The following is a 12,912-nucleotide window of genomic DNA, read 5'->3' as shown; positions in this document are numbered from 1 at the left end:
GGTTGAAGACTCACTCAGCGATTGATTTCGTCTGCGGCGGCAATGACTTCGGACACAATCGCCTGCACGTCATCTGGGGTCGTTCGGTGATTGACGAAACACGCGCGCAGCGCGAAATGGCCGTTGATCGTCGCATTCGACAGATACACCCGGCCGCGCGCGATCACGCGGCGCAGGATCGCTTCATTGTTCTTTGAGCGGTGGCGGAAACAGACTGCGCTTAGCGATACGGGTGCAAGCTGTTCCAACTCCGGCTGCGATGCGATTGCCTGCGCCAACATCTGGGCATGGTTGAGATCGCGGGCGATGGCTTCGCGATAGGCACGGCGTCCGTGATACTGCAGCGACATCCAGAGCTTCAGCGCACGGAAGCGTCGAGAGAGTTCGATCGACTCCTCAAAGAACGCAAATGCTTCCGTAGGGTCATCGCTCAGTATCCTGACGTAGTCGTCGCTGTGCGAAAAAGTCTTTCGCGCAATGTCCGGGTGACGATAGAGCAGGCAGCCGCAATCGAGTGGCTGATAGAGCCATTTGTGCGCATCCAGTGACAGCGAATCCGCCGAAGACAACCCTTGGAACTTTTCCGGCGCCGCAAGAGCCGCCAGCCCTCCGTAGGCACCGTCGACGTGCATCCACAGCGCCTCCCTCCGGGCGATGTCTGCAATCTCGGGAAGGGGATCGATCGCACCGGAGATGATGGTGCCGACCGTGGCCACGATGGCGATGGGCATGTTTCCGGCCTCGCGGTCGACGGCGATAGCCGCCTGGAGGGCATCCGTCCGCATCCTGAATTTGTCGTCGACAGGGATCAAACGGAGATTTTTTCTACCGATCCCCAACAGCGCGACGGCCTTTGGAATGGACATGTGCACTTGCTCGGAAGCATAGATCACGCAGGGCCGTACGCCTGTTTCGTTGGCTGGCAGCTTCGCTTCCCGCGCCATCCCCAGGGCCATGAGGTTCGCCGTCGAGCCGCCGCCGCACAGGCTGCCTGTAAATCCGGGGCAACCGACAGCCTCCGCCAACCACCCGACCACGGCGCGTTCGATCGATGTCGCAGCCGGAGCCGACCGCCACGACGTCACATTCTGATTGAGCACCGCAGCCAGCAGCTCCCCCAGCGCGCCGACCGGTTCGCCGGAGCCGACGACATAACCGAAGAATCTGCCGGTTGAAGGCCGCACATGCTCCGCGATCGACTTGAAATCCTGCAAGACTTCCCGTCCGCGGCCGCTCTCCTGCCAAGGCCGCGAGAACAGTTCGGTCGTCTGTTTGCCGCTGGTCGTGGGATACGTCCGACGTTCCTCGAGGGAGGCCCAGTAACCTTTGGCAAGCGCCAAGGCTTCTTCGGCAAGGTCTGACAATTCCTGATTGGAAATTTCCAGGTCGCGCATGCCCTCAGCCCTACGGAGATCCGCTGCGACGCAGGTTACGCTATGCTCGCTAATCCTGGCAATGCCTGGGAATATGCACCCGCCGCCAGCCCGATGAACCTTCGCGAACCAGCACGCGGCGCGCGATGGTCTGGTAGGAGGCGGGAACATCGATGACGCGCCTTTGCTCGGGCTGCACCAGCACCTCCTGGGCGATCCTATCGTACTGTGCGGGGATGACCACGCGCCGCGTGCGTTCGGGCTGGATCACCACGGTTTTGGCAACACGTTCGTAGCGCGCCTTGTGCCATACCTTGCACAGCACCTTGCGGCCATGGATGACGCGCCATTCCCAGGAGTAGCCGCCGCCATCGACCCGGACCGTGCGGTAGACGGTGCGGGTGACGGCCGGCACGATCTGGTAGGTCACTTGCGCCGGAACGGTCATCACGACGCGCTCGCGCGTGCCATAGATAGGGGCGATATAGTCGACCTGCTGGCCGGGCGGACTGATCATCACGTCTTCATAGACCGTGTCGTAGACGGCCGGACTGCGGACCGGTTCATAACATTCGACGGCGCGGCCGCCGGCCGCCGTCTGCGAAATCGTGCCGAGCATGGTCAGCCCGGCGATGGTGAAGCATGCGGTTTTCCCGGGCATGACACTCCCCCTGTTGAACTCTACGCATAAGTTCAACGTTGAATTGTAGAGGAAGCCGTTTCGGAGAAAAGCGGTTTCGGCGCATTTCGTTAAGTGACGCGGTTAAGAAACTGCTACCTTGCGCGGCCGGCCATGCGGCTCCGGACCCGCGGAAGCATCCGCCGCCGCGAATCCTTGGTCAGAAAGCTTGATTCGACTTACCCAGATGGCTAGGAGGGGTCGGCCTTGCACAAGGATGAGCCGGCATCCTATTTACGGAATAACGATCCAGAACCGATTCTGCCCGATCCGCCAGCATTCCCGGCGCCGGAAACCCACCGCGAGATAAGAGACAACTGATGAAGAACCCCGTCGAAACCTACATGAACCTCGTTCCGATGGTGGTCGAACAGACCAATCGCGGCGAGCGGGCCTACGACATTTTCTCGCGTCTCCTCAAGGAGCGCATCATTTTCATCACCGGTCCGGTCGAGGACGGCATGGCGACGCTGGTCTGCGCGCAGCTTTTGTTCCTCGAAGCCGAGAATCCGAAGAAGGAAATCAACCTCTACATCAATTCGCCGGGCGGCGTCGTCACCTCCGGCATGGCGATCTACGACACCATGCAGTTCATCAAGCCGGCCGTGTCGACGCTCTGCATCGGCCAGGCGGCTTCGATGGGTTCGCTGCTGTTGACCGCCGGCCACAAGGATATGCGCTTTGCCACGCCGAACGCCCGCATCATGGTTCACCAGCCTTCCGGCGGCTTCCAGGGCCAGGCGTCCGACATCGAGCGCCATGCCCTGGATATCATCAAGCTGAAGCGTCGCCTCAACGAGGTCTACGTCAAGCACACCGGCAAGAGCTACGAAGAGATCGAGAAGACGCTCGACCGCGACCATTTCATGACCGCTGACGAAGCCAGGGATTTCGGCCTCATCGACAAGGTCATTTCGTCGCGCGAGCCGCCTGAAGGCGCTGTGGCATAAGGGCTTATTGGCAGTTGGATGGCGGCATCACGCGCTTTTGGTGTGTCTTGCGGCATTTCGGCCACAATTGGCTGTTCCCTCGGGGGACAGGATTGCCTACGTTAAGGCTATGTTGAGTTTCGGCGGCTTAGCTTTATGCGGGGTTGTCGCGAATCATTGCCACGTTTTCTGATTTGTGTTTCGTACGGAATGCGTTGCGGGAGCCGGGACACACTGGCGGCGGCGGATTCCCGCGATAGATAGAGTATGCGCCCTTTCAGCCAGACCATCGGCGGGCGGCCATGAAAGGACATGAAAATGAGCAAGGTCGGCAACAACAGCGGCGATTCCAAGAACACGCTTTACTGCTCGTTTTGCGGCAAAAGCCAGCACGAAGTGCGCAAGCTGATCGCCGGTCCGACGGTCTTCATCTGCGACGAGTGCGTCGAACTCTGCATGGACATCATCCGTGAAGAGAACAAGACCTCGATGGTGAAGTCGCGCGAAGGCGTGCCGACACCGCAGGAGATCCTCAAGGTTCTCGACGACTATGTCATCGGTCAGCCCTACGCCAAGCGCGTGCTGTCGGTGGCGGTCCACAACCACTACAAGCGCCTCGCGCATGCCGGCAAGAACAACGATGTCGAACTGGCGAAGTCCAACATCCTTTTGATCGGCCCGACCGGTTGCGGCAAGACGCTGCTCGCGCAGACGCTGGCCCGCATCATCGACGTGCCCTTCACCATGGCTGATGCGACGACGCTGACCGAAGCCGGCTATGTCGGCGAGGACGTCGAGAACATCATCCTGAAGCTGTTGCAATCGGCCGACTACAATGTCGAGCGGGCCCAGCGCGGCATCGTCTACATCGACGAGATCGACAAGATTTCGCGCAAGTCGGACAATCCCTCGATCACCCGCGACGTGTCGGGCGAGGGCGTGCAGCAGGCGCTTCTGAAGATCATGGAAGGCACCGTCGCCTCGGTGCCGCCGCAAGGCGGCAGGAAGCACCCGCAGCAGGAGTTTCTGCAGGTCGATACGGCCAACATCCTGTTCATCTGCGGCGGCGCCTTCGCCGGGCTGGACAAGATCATCTCGGATCGCGGCCGGAAGACCTCGATCGGCTTCGGCGCGGTCGTCGCTTCGCCGGAGGATCGCCGCACTGGCGATGTCTTCCGCCTGGTCGAGCCCGAGGATCTGTTGAAGTTCGGTCTTATCCCCGAATTTGTCGGCCGTCTGCCGGTTCTGGCGACGCTGGAAGACCTCGACGAACCGGCGCTGATCCAGATCCTGACCGAGCCGAAGAACGCGCTGGTCAAGCAGTATCAGCGGCTGTTCGAGATGGAGAATGTCGACCTGACCTTCCACGAGAACGCTCTTTCGGCGATCGCCAAGCGCGCCATCGAGCGCAAGACCGGCGCGCGCGGCCTGCGTTCGATCATGGAGGCGATCCTGCTCGACACGATGTTCGAGCTTCCCGCGCTCGAAGGCGTGCGCGAAGTGGTGATTTCGGAGGAGGTGGTGACCGGCAGTGCCCGGCCGCTCTACATCTACTCCGAGCAGAAGGAAAAGAAGGGCAATGTCAGCGCCTGACATGAGCCCGCAGCGAAAATCTGGAACGGCGCCGCAAGGCGCCGTTTTGCTGTCGCGCAGGGGTTTTGCGCGGCGTACGGCTTGGCGTCGCAAATGTGTCACTCGCGGACGGGTTGGAAGTGCGGATTTGGACGCGCCCCTTGATCTTTGGGGGTCGCGCATCCAACTAACTGGAGAAGGCCGAGGTGCCCGATTTCTGTGCTGTAAAACTCCCGTCATAAACGGTGGTAGGCGGAACGATCCCCGGTCGTTAATATAAGATTCGCGGTTGGCTGATTGGCGGCCGCGACATGAAAGGTTGGACAATGGCCAAAGTATCCAAGGCACCCAGCGACGGCGTCTTCGCAGTTCTCCCACTGCGCGACATCGTGGTGTTCCCGCACATGATCGTGCCGCTCTTCGTCGGGCGTGAGAAGTCGATCAAGGCGCTGGAAGAGGTGATGGGTCAGGAAAAGCAGATCCTGCTTGCCACCCAGATGAATGCCGCCGACGACGATCCCGAGCCCGATGCCATCTTCGACATCGGCACGCTCGCCAATGTGCTGCAATTGCTCAAGCTGCCCGACGGCACCGTCAAGGTTCTGGTCGAAGGCGCTTCGCGTGCGAAAATCGTCTCGTTCACCGACCGTCCCGACTTCCACGAGGCCCGCGCCGCGGCGCTGGTCGAGCCGGAAGAGGAAGAGGTCGAGGTTGAGGCGCTGGCGCGTTCGGTCGTCACCGACTTCGAGAACTACGTCAAGCTGAACAAGAAGATCTCGCCTGAAGTGGTGGGTGCTGCCAGCCAGATCGACGACTATTCCAAGCTCGCCGACACTGTTGCCTCGCATCTCGCCATCAAGATCCCTGAGAAGCAGGAAATGCTGGCCACGCTCTCGGTCAAGGAGCGGCTGGAAAAGGCTATGGGCTTCATGGAAGCCGAAATCTCCGTCCTGCAGGTGGAGAAGCGCATCCGCTCGCGCGTCAAGCGCCAGATGGAGAAGACGCAGCGCGAATACTACCTCAACGAGCAGATGAAGGCGATCCAGAAGGAACTCGGCGAAGGTGAGGACGGCCGCGACGAGGCCGCCGAGATCGAGGCGCGCATCAAGAAGACCAAGCTCTCCAAGGAGGCCCGCGAAAAGGCGGAAGCCGAGTTGAAGAAGCTCCGGACGATGTCGCCGATGTCGGCTGAATCGACCGTCGTGCGCAACTATCTCGACTGGATCCTGTCGATTCCCTGGGGCAAGAACTCCAAGGTCAAGCAGGACTTGGCTTTTGCGCAGAACGTGCTCGACACCGATCATTTCGGCCTCGACAAGGTCAAGGAGCGCATTGTCGAGTATCTCGCCGTGCAAAGCCGCCAGAAGAAGCTGAAGGGGCCGATCCTGTGCCTCGTCGGCCCTCCCGGCGTCGGCAAGACCTCGCTCGGCAAGTCGATCGCCAAGGCGACCGGTCGCGAATTCATCCGCATGGCGCTTGGCGGCGTGCGTGACGAGGCCGAGATCCGTGGTCACCGGCGCACCTATATCGGCTCGATGCCCGGCAAGGTCATCCAGTCGATGAAGAAGGCCAAGAAGTCCAACCCGCTCTTCCTGCTCGACGAGATCGACAAGATGGGCCTGGACTTCCGTGGCGATCCGTCATCGGCGTTGCTCGAGGTCCTCGATCCGGAACAGAACTCGACGTTCATGGACCATTACCTCGAGGTCGAATACGATCTGTCGAGCGTCATGTTCGTGACGACGGCGAACACGCTGAACATCCCGGCGCCCTTGATGGACCGCATGGAGATCATCCGTATCGCCGGCTACACCGAGGACGAGAAGATCGAGATCGCCAAGCGGCACCTGATGCCGAAGGTGATCCGCGATCATGCGCTGCAGCCGAAGGAGTTTTCCGTCGGTGAGGACGCGATCCGCGCCATCGTCCAGACCTACACCCGTGAAGCGGGCGTCAGGAGCCTGGAGCGTGAGCTGATGAAGCTCGGGCGCAAGGCGGTGACCGAAATCCTGAAGACGAAGAAGAAGACGGTGAGCATCACGGCGGAGAACCTCTCCGATTACCTTGGTGTGCAGCGGTACCGCTTCGGCCAGGTCGAGGCTGACGATCAGGTCGGTGTCGTCACAGGTCTTGCCTGGACGGAAGTCGGCGGCGAACTGCTGACGGTCGAAGGCGTCATGATGCCCGGCAAAGGCCGCATGACGGTGACCGGCAACCTGCGCGACGTGATGAAGGAATCGATTTCGGCGGCGGCCTCCTATGTCCGCTCGCGCGCCGTCGATTTCGGCATCGAGCCGCCGCTGTTCGACAAGCGCGACATCCACGTGCACTTGCCGGAAGGCGCCACGCCGAAGGACGGCCCGTCGGCAGGTGCTGCCATGGCGACAGCCATTGTGTCGGTACTGACGGGTATTCCGGTCCGGGCGGATGTGGCGATGACCGGCGAGATAACGCTTCGCGGCCGCATCTTGCCGATCGGCGGGCTCAAGGAGAAGCTGCTCGCCGCACTGCGCGGCGGCATCAAGAAGGTGCTGATCCCGGAAGACAATGCCAAGGATCTGGCGGAGATTCCGGACAATGTGAAGAACGGCATGGAGATCATTCCGGTCTCACGTGTCGGCGAGGTGTTGCGGCACGCGCTGGTGCGTATGCCGGAGCCGATCGAATGGGTCGAACCGGTCAATCCGCCGGCCGCGACAGACAGTGCCGACGACGCTGGAAAATCCCTGGCGCATTAGAGCTCCGGGCGTCCATCTGGACGCACAAAGGACGCTCTAACGCTCAGACTTGTGCATGGCCCCTGCCGAAAACCGGCTACGGTTTTCAGGGCCATGCATTGGTTTTCGTCAAGGTTGCAGCGCACAAACGGAGAGCCGGGCCTAGCGCCCGGCTTTTTCATGTGAAAAACCCAGCATTTCCGGGCTTTTTCCGTTTTTTTCCTGCCTTTTCGGCTTGGTTGCGGCAACGCTTCTTTCTACAGTCCGTTTCCTGCCGGATGAGTCGTTAGTTCCGGTGTTCTCATGGAAGGGAATTTTTATGAACAAGAACGAACTGGTGTCCGCTGTCGCCGACGCCGCGAGCATTTCGAAGGGTGACGCGCAGTCGGCGGTCGATGCGGTATTTTCCACCATCACCGGCGAACTGAAGAAGGGCGGCGATGTCCGGCTTGTCGGCTTTGGCAATTTCACCGTGTCAAAGCGTGCCGCCTCGACCGGCCGCAATCCTCAGACCGGCGCCGAAGTGAAGATCCCGGCGCGTACCGTGCCGAAGTTCTCGGCCGGCAAAGGCCTCAAGGACGCAGTCAACTAAGCGTTTTTTCTTTTCAGAGACCAGAAAAGCCGGGCTTGCCCGGCTTTTCATTTTTTACGCCCTGCGCGGGTACACGAGACCAGAAAAGCCGCCCGGCTTTTCATTTTTGTGCCAGACGCTGACGCGACGGCGGCCGGCTTATGCGGTTGGCGCCTCGGCGCGCATCAGACCTTCCTTCTTGAGATCGGCCCAAAGCGCCACGGGCAGTTTCGCATCGAGCAGCGAGCGATTGCTCTCGACTTCGCTCGGCCGCTGCCCACCGGGGATCACCGAAACGACTGAAGGATGCAGCAGCGGGAATTGCAGGGCGGCCTCGATCAGCCGCACGCCATGGCGCTTGCAGACGCTCTCGATACCGCCGACGCGGTCGAGGATGTCCTTCGGCGCTTCGGAGTAGTTGTAGTAGGCGCCGGGCTTCGGTCCAGTTGCCAGGATGCCGGAGTTGTAGGGGCCGCCGAGAACGATGCCGATGCCGCGTGCCTGGCAGAGCGGCAGGAAGGACGTCAGCGCCTCCTGTTCCAAGAGCGTATAGCGACCGGCCAGCAGGAACAGGTCGAAGTCGCCGCGCTCGGCCAGCGTCTGCGCGACCTGCCACTCATTGATGCCGCCACCGAACGCCTTGATCACGCCCTGGTCGCGCAGCGACAGCAAGCCGTAATAGCCCGAGCGCATGAACTCTTCGAGGCGCCGGTCGGAGGCTTCCTTGCTGCCATGGGTGAAGATGTCGACATCGTGCACGAAGAGGATGTCGATCCGGTCGACGCCGAGGCGCTCAAGCGAGGCTTCGAATGAGCGCATGACACCGTCATAGCTGTAGTCGTACACCTCGCGGCGCGACGGCGTGTCGAAGAATTTGCCGATGCCGGTGCGCTCTTCGGGCGGGCAGGCACGCATGATGCGGCCGACCTTGCTCGACAGCACATAGTCGTCGCGCTTCTTGCCGCGCAGGAACGGGTTGAGCCGCGTTTCCGAGAGGCCGAGCCCATAGAGCGGCGCGGTGTCGTAGTAGCGGCAGCCGGTCGCCCACGCGGCCTCCAGCGTGGCGTTGGCGTCCTCGTCGGAGACGGCACGGTAGAGGTTGCCGAGCGGCGCCGTGCCGAAGCCGAGCTCGGTGAAAGTGATGCCGCCATTGCCGATGCGGTCGAAATGCCGTGTCTTCATATGCTGCCGTTTGCCTCGCTTGATTTGTCTGACATGACACTATCATGCCTGTGGTCAGGCAAAAGCATCGCTGCGCGTTGGACACGCATTTTCACGGTTGCTAGCATGAACGAAATCAAGCCGTTCATGGCAGCAAGAGCGGCAAATACCAGGGTAATTTTCAATGGCAGGTTTGCGGTGAGCAACAAGAGCAAAAGCCTGTTCGAGACCGCGCTTGAGGAGCTCGGCGGCGTGCTGGCACGCATCGACGAAAGCCCGATCGACGCCGCCTGCAAAATGCTGGCCGGCGCCCGCCAGATCGTCGTCTATGGCTGCGGCCGCGAGGCCTTGCAGGTCAAGGGTTTTGCCATGCGGCTCTACCATTTGGGCCTGCCGGTTTCCGTGGTCGGCGACATGAACACACCGCCGCTGGGGCAGGGCGATGTCTTCCTGGTCAGTTCCGGGCCGGGAGAGACCTCGACCGTGCTGACCTTGATGCAGGTCGCGCGCCAAGCAGGTGCAACCAATCTCCTGTTGACCGCCCAGGCCGAAGCCAGCGCGGCAAGGCTTGCCGACTTCACCCTGCTCATTCCCGCGCAGACCATGGCCAACGATCAGGGGGCGCAAAAAACATCGGTCCTGCCGATGGGCTCGGTGTTCGAAGGCGCACTGTTCCTGCTGTTCGAGGTGATGGTGCTGAAGCTCAGGGAATTGATTGGCGCGTCGCCTGAAGCAATGCGCGCCCGCCACACCAACATGGAATAGATCATGCGCTACGAACTGATGCTGCCACACCAGATCCGCAGGGCGATCGCCGAGAATTGGCCGGTCGCTCTGCCGCTCGGCGTGCTCGAATACCATGGCGAGCACATGGCCGTCGGCATGGACACGCTGGCCGTCATCAAGACGCTGGAGCTGCTCGAAAAGGAGAGGGACGTCGTCATCCTGCCGCCCTTCTACTACGGTGCTGCGAGCTACGCTGTGGCGCCGCCTGAGGGCAGCGGCTCGGTGCAGGTTGGCGGCAACGCGCTGGCGCCGTTCGGGGAGGAGCTGTTCTACAGCCTGCTGCGCATCGGCTTTCGCAACATCCACGCCATCATCCATCACCAGACCGAGAACTTTGCTGCCGGCATGCCGACCGATCTGGCGTTCAAGACCGCCGGCCGCCAGGCGATCTTCCGCTTCCTCGAGAAGGAACGTGGCGAGGGTTGGTGGGGCTCCGAGGCGATGGCGGACTATTACTCCGGGCACGCCGCGGGTGAAAATTTCTTCAACTGGGTGCAGGTTCATCCGCTGATGCCGGCTGACATGAACGGCAAGTACCCGTTCGATCATGCCGGCATCGGCGAGACATCGCTGATGCTGGCGCTATGCCCGGAGGCTGTCGATGCCGGTCACTTCGAGGACAACAAGAGCTGGTACACGGCGAGCGCCAAGGATGCTTCGGCCGAGCTTGGGCAGAAGGGTGTGGCTATGATCCTCGATCACCTGCGGATGATTCTGAGGAGCTAGCTACGAGATTGTCGGGCGGCTTTGGTAGTTCGTCATCCTAGGGCGAAGCAGGAGCGAAGCGACCTCGCGGAGACCCTAGGATCCATGCCGTGACCGCAGCCAACGAACGCTGCGGCGCAGGATAGAAGCGGTTCGCAGCGGCCTTTCCTCGCGTCAAAAGTTTCTTCACCGTGGCGGAGCGCCGATGTCACGGCATGGATCCTAGGGTCTGCGCCGCGTCGCTTCGCTCCTTGCTCCGCCCTAGGATGACGAAGTGATGGAGCCTGGCGCCGATCGCTGCTACTTCACCGCTCCCGCGGTCATGCCCATGATCAGATAACGTTCCAACGCGATGCCGATCACCGCCAGAGGCGCAATGGCCGCCGTGGCGAGCGCTGCCATCGACCACCAGTTGATGCCTTGCGAGCCTGTCTGGCTCGCCACCATGACCGGGATGGTCTTGGCGTCGGTCGAGGTCAAAAGGGCGGCGAAGAAATACTCGTTCCAGCACAGCACCATCGCCAGGATGAAGGCGGCGACCATGCCCGGCAAGGCGATCGGCATGACGATGCGGAAGAAGGCGCCCCAGATCGACAGCCCGTCGACAAGTGCGGCTTCCTCGAGCTCGACCGGGATCGAGTTGAACTGGTCGCGCATGATCCAGATGACGATCGGCAGCACCATCAGCGTGTAGAGCAGGATCAGCCCGATGCGCGTGTCGAGCAGGCCGACCTCCCGGTAGAGCACCAGGAAGGGCAGCGCCAGCACCACCGGCGGCAGGATCAGCTGCGACAGGAAGAAGAACGAGATGTCCTCGTTCTTGAACCAGGCGAAATGATAGCGATAGCGGGTGAGCCCGTAGGCGGCGAGGCTGCCGATGACGATGGCGAGGCTCGACGCGCCGACCGAGGTGATCACCGAATTCATGAAGCGCTTGAGGAATTCCTCGCGCACCGTCGAGGTCTGGAAGATCGAGTCCGGCGACAGGCCAAGCGAGCGCCAGCCTTTCCAATCCGGCTGGAAGTCGACGAAGGGAATGAGATGGCCTTGCGTGACATCGACCGCCGTTTTGAATGAGGTCGTGATCGTCCAGTAGATCGGGAACAGGCAGATGAACGCCCAGAAGGCCAGCGCCCCATAGATGAAGACGCGGCTGGCGAGGAAGCTCGCCGGCGAGCGGATCTCCGAGGCGACATATTCGGTAGTCTGAACGCTCATCTCAGCTCAATTCACATTTCGGACAAAACGATTGGCGAATTTCAACAGCCACGTGACGAACACGACGATGATCACCAGATAGGCCATCGCCAGCATGGTTCCGTAGCCGACATTCGAACGGTCGCGATATTCGCGGTAGATGAAGCTCGACACGGAATCGGTGGCGCCGCCCGGGCCGCCCGACGTCACCGTGATGATGATGTCGGCAAGCTTCAGCTTGAAGATGATGCGCAGGATCACCGCCGTCACCGACACCGGCAGCATCAGCGGAAAAGTGACCTGCCAGAAGGTCTGCCACGCACTGGCGCCGTCGACGCGTGCGGCTTCGAGCACCTCGCGCGACATCGCCTGCAGCCCGGCCAGCAGCATGATCATCATGAACGGAATGAAGGTCCAGGCATCCAGTATCATGATTGATATGCGCGCGATGATCGGGTCCGAGAAGAAGGCCGGATTTTCCCAGCCGAGATGGCGGGCCAGCGTTGCGGCCGGTCCGAACCGGTATTCCATCAGCGACTTGCCGATCATCCACGACACCGCGACCGGCGACAGCATCAGCGGCATCAGGAAGACGACGCGGAAGAATTTTCGCGCCCGGATCTGTGCGTTGAGGAGCAGCGCCAGGCCGAAGGCAATGACATATTCGACCGCCACCGCCAGCACATAGAGCACCATGTTGAACAGCGCGTTGCGGTAGTAGGGATCGGCCAGCATCTGCCAGAAATTGTCGAGCCCGTTGAACTTGCGGCCACTGAAGGAACTGAGGTTCCAGTCGGTGAGAGCGATGTAGAATCCGAACAGCGTCGGGAAGATCACCATGGCGATGGTGAACAGCAGCGCCGGCAGCAGGAACAGGGCACGTTGGCCGTCCTCACCGCGCGTCAGCACCTGGCCGACGCCGATCGCCACGCCCCACAGAACATAGGCATAGACGACAGGGCGCCAGGTCTCGAAGCCGATCGTATCGGCGCTGCCCTTGTAGAGGATCTCCAGCACGATCGTCGCCAGCAGGCCAAGCGTCGCAACGGCCATCAGCGCCCAGCCGAACCGTTTGCGGCCTGGAGAGATCAGATCGGAAGGGCCGGCATCTGCCGGCCACTGGTTCGCGGTCGAAGTCTGGTCAGCCACAAATCTCGCCCGTTTGAAGGCTCTCGAGGAGCCGGAGCCGGTCTAAAGTGGTCCGGCGTTGCAGCCGGACCAC

At 61.4% G+C, this 12,912-nt stretch carries 11 protein-coding genes; 6 read left to right on the top strand and 5 right to left on the bottom strand.

The window, feature by feature from the left end; translation table 11 throughout:
• Positions 1-14 precede the first annotated feature (14 nt).
• Positions 15-1,394: a pyridoxal phosphate-dependent decarboxylase family protein gene (locus NKK51_RS11135; protein ID WP_352552795.1), complete on the bottom strand. Its 1,380-nt coding sequence runs from the start codon at positions 1,392-1,394 to the stop codon at positions 15-17.
• 49 nt (positions 1,395-1,443) lie between these two features.
• Entirely contained in the window at positions 1,444-2,034 is a 591-nt protein-coding gene (locus tag NKK51_RS11130; protein WP_023810284.1) for a hypothetical protein, read from the bottom strand.
• A 338-nt stretch (positions 2,035-2,372) separates the two neighbouring features.
• Here NKK51_RS11130 and NKK51_RS11125 point away from each other — a divergent pair, with 338 nt between their 5' ends.
• The 4 genes from NKK51_RS11125 (at position 2,373) to hupB (ending at position 7,862) form a co-directional block, all read left to right on the top strand.
• A complete protein-coding gene (locus NKK51_RS11125) occupies positions 2,373-3,002 on the top strand; it encodes an ATP-dependent Clp protease proteolytic subunit (protein WP_023810285.1) in 630 nt (209 codons plus the stop codon).
• 297 nt (positions 3,003-3,299) lie between these two features.
• Positions 3,300-4,574: an ATP-dependent Clp protease ATP-binding subunit ClpX gene (gene clpX / locus NKK51_RS11120; protein WP_013532190.1), complete on the top strand. Its 1,275-nt coding sequence runs from the start codon at positions 3,300-3,302 to the stop codon at positions 4,572-4,574.
• Positions 4,575-4,879: 305 nt separating this feature from the next.
• On the top strand, positions 4,880-7,291 hold the full coding sequence (lon, locus tag NKK51_RS11115) for an endopeptidase La (RefSeq protein WP_352552793.1): 2,412 nt from the start codon (positions 4,880-4,882) through the stop codon (positions 7,289-7,291).
• A 298-nt stretch (positions 7,292-7,589) separates the two neighbouring features.
• Positions 7,590-7,862 carry a DNA-binding protein HupB gene (gene hupB, locus NKK51_RS11110; RefSeq protein ID WP_023810287.1) on the top strand — a complete coding sequence of 91 codons (273 nt, stop codon included), beginning with the start codon at positions 7,590-7,592 and terminating at the stop codon, positions 7,860-7,862.
• A gap of 138 nt (positions 7,863-8,000) precedes the next feature.
• Here the strand turns inward: hupB and NKK51_RS11105 are convergent, their stop codons facing one another.
• A complete protein-coding gene (locus tag NKK51_RS11105) occupies positions 8,001-9,023 on the bottom strand; it encodes an aldo/keto reductase (protein ID WP_352552791.1) in 1,023 nt (340 codons plus the stop codon).
• Positions 9,024-9,128: 105 nt separating this feature from the next.
• On the opposite strand from NKK51_RS11105, the gene NKK51_RS11100 reads away from it, so the two are divergent.
• Both NKK51_RS11100 and NKK51_RS11095 read left to right on the top strand, forming a co-directional pair.
• Positions 9,129-9,767, top strand: coding sequence for an SIS domain-containing protein (locus NKK51_RS11100; RefSeq protein WP_502902454.1), 639 nt, complete (start codon positions 9,129-9,131; stop codon positions 9,765-9,767).
• A gap of 3 nt (positions 9,768-9,770) precedes the next feature.
• Positions 9,771-10,514 (top strand): creatininase family protein, encoded by a 744-nt coding sequence (locus NKK51_RS11095; RefSeq protein WP_352552789.1) that lies wholly within the window; start codon positions 9,771-9,773, stop codon positions 10,512-10,514.
• Positions 10,515-10,793: 279 nt separating this feature from the next.
• Here the strand turns inward: NKK51_RS11095 and NKK51_RS11090 are convergent, their stop codons facing one another.
• Positions 10,794-11,711: a carbohydrate ABC transporter permease gene (locus NKK51_RS11090; RefSeq protein ID WP_126069360.1), complete on the bottom strand. Its 918-nt coding sequence runs from the start codon at positions 11,709-11,711 to the stop codon at positions 10,794-10,796.
• A gap of 6 nt (positions 11,712-11,717) precedes the next feature.
• Positions 11,718-12,839, bottom strand: coding sequence for a carbohydrate ABC transporter permease (locus tag NKK51_RS11085; RefSeq protein ID WP_127288686.1), 1,122 nt, complete (start codon positions 12,837-12,839; stop codon positions 11,718-11,720).
• Positions 12,840-12,912 lie beyond the last annotated feature (73 nt).

The organism is Mesorhizobium sp. M0011, assembly GCF_040324155.1.
Taxonomy (GTDB): Bacteria; Pseudomonadota; Alphaproteobacteria; order Rhizobiales; family Rhizobiaceae; genus Mesorhizobium.
This window is presented reverse-complemented; position numbering and strand designations above follow the sequence as displayed.

Bases quoted from the DNA above. Each gene is read 5' to 3' on its own strand.
- lon (WP_352552793.1), top strand. From the start codon at position 4,880: ATGGCCAAAGTATCCAAGGCACCCAGCGACGGCGTCTTCGCAGTTCTC.
- clpX (WP_013532190.1), top strand. From the start codon at position 3,300: ATGAGCAAGGTCGGCAACAACAGCGGCGATTCCAAGAACACGCTTTAC.
- NKK51_RS11130 (WP_023810284.1), bottom strand. From the start codon at position 2,034: ATGCCCGGGAAAACCGCATGCTTCACCATCGCCGGGCTGACCATGCTC.
- hupB (WP_023810287.1), top strand. From the start codon at position 7,590: ATGAACAAGAACGAACTGGTGTCCGCTGTCGCCGACGCCGCGAGCATT.
- NKK51_RS11125 (WP_023810285.1), top strand. From the start codon at position 2,373: ATGAAGAACCCCGTCGAAACCTACATGAACCTCGTTCCGATGGTGGTC.
- NKK51_RS11095 (WP_352552789.1), top strand. From the start codon at position 9,771: ATGCGCTACGAACTGATGCTGCCACACCAGATCCGCAGGGCGATCGCC.
- NKK51_RS11090 (WP_126069360.1), bottom strand. From the start codon at position 11,711: ATGAGCGTTCAGACTACCGAATATGTCGCCTCGGAGATCCGCTCGCCG.
- NKK51_RS11100 (WP_502902454.1), top strand. From the start codon at position 9,129: ATGAACGAAATCAAGCCGTTCATGGCAGCAAGAGCGGCAAATACCAGG.
- NKK51_RS11135 (WP_352552795.1), bottom strand. From the start codon at position 1,394: ATGCGCGACCTGGAAATTTCCAATCAGGAATTGTCAGACCTTGCCGAA.
- NKK51_RS11105 (WP_352552791.1), bottom strand. From the start codon at position 9,023: ATGAAGACACGGCATTTCGACCGCATCGGCAATGGCGGCATCACTTTC.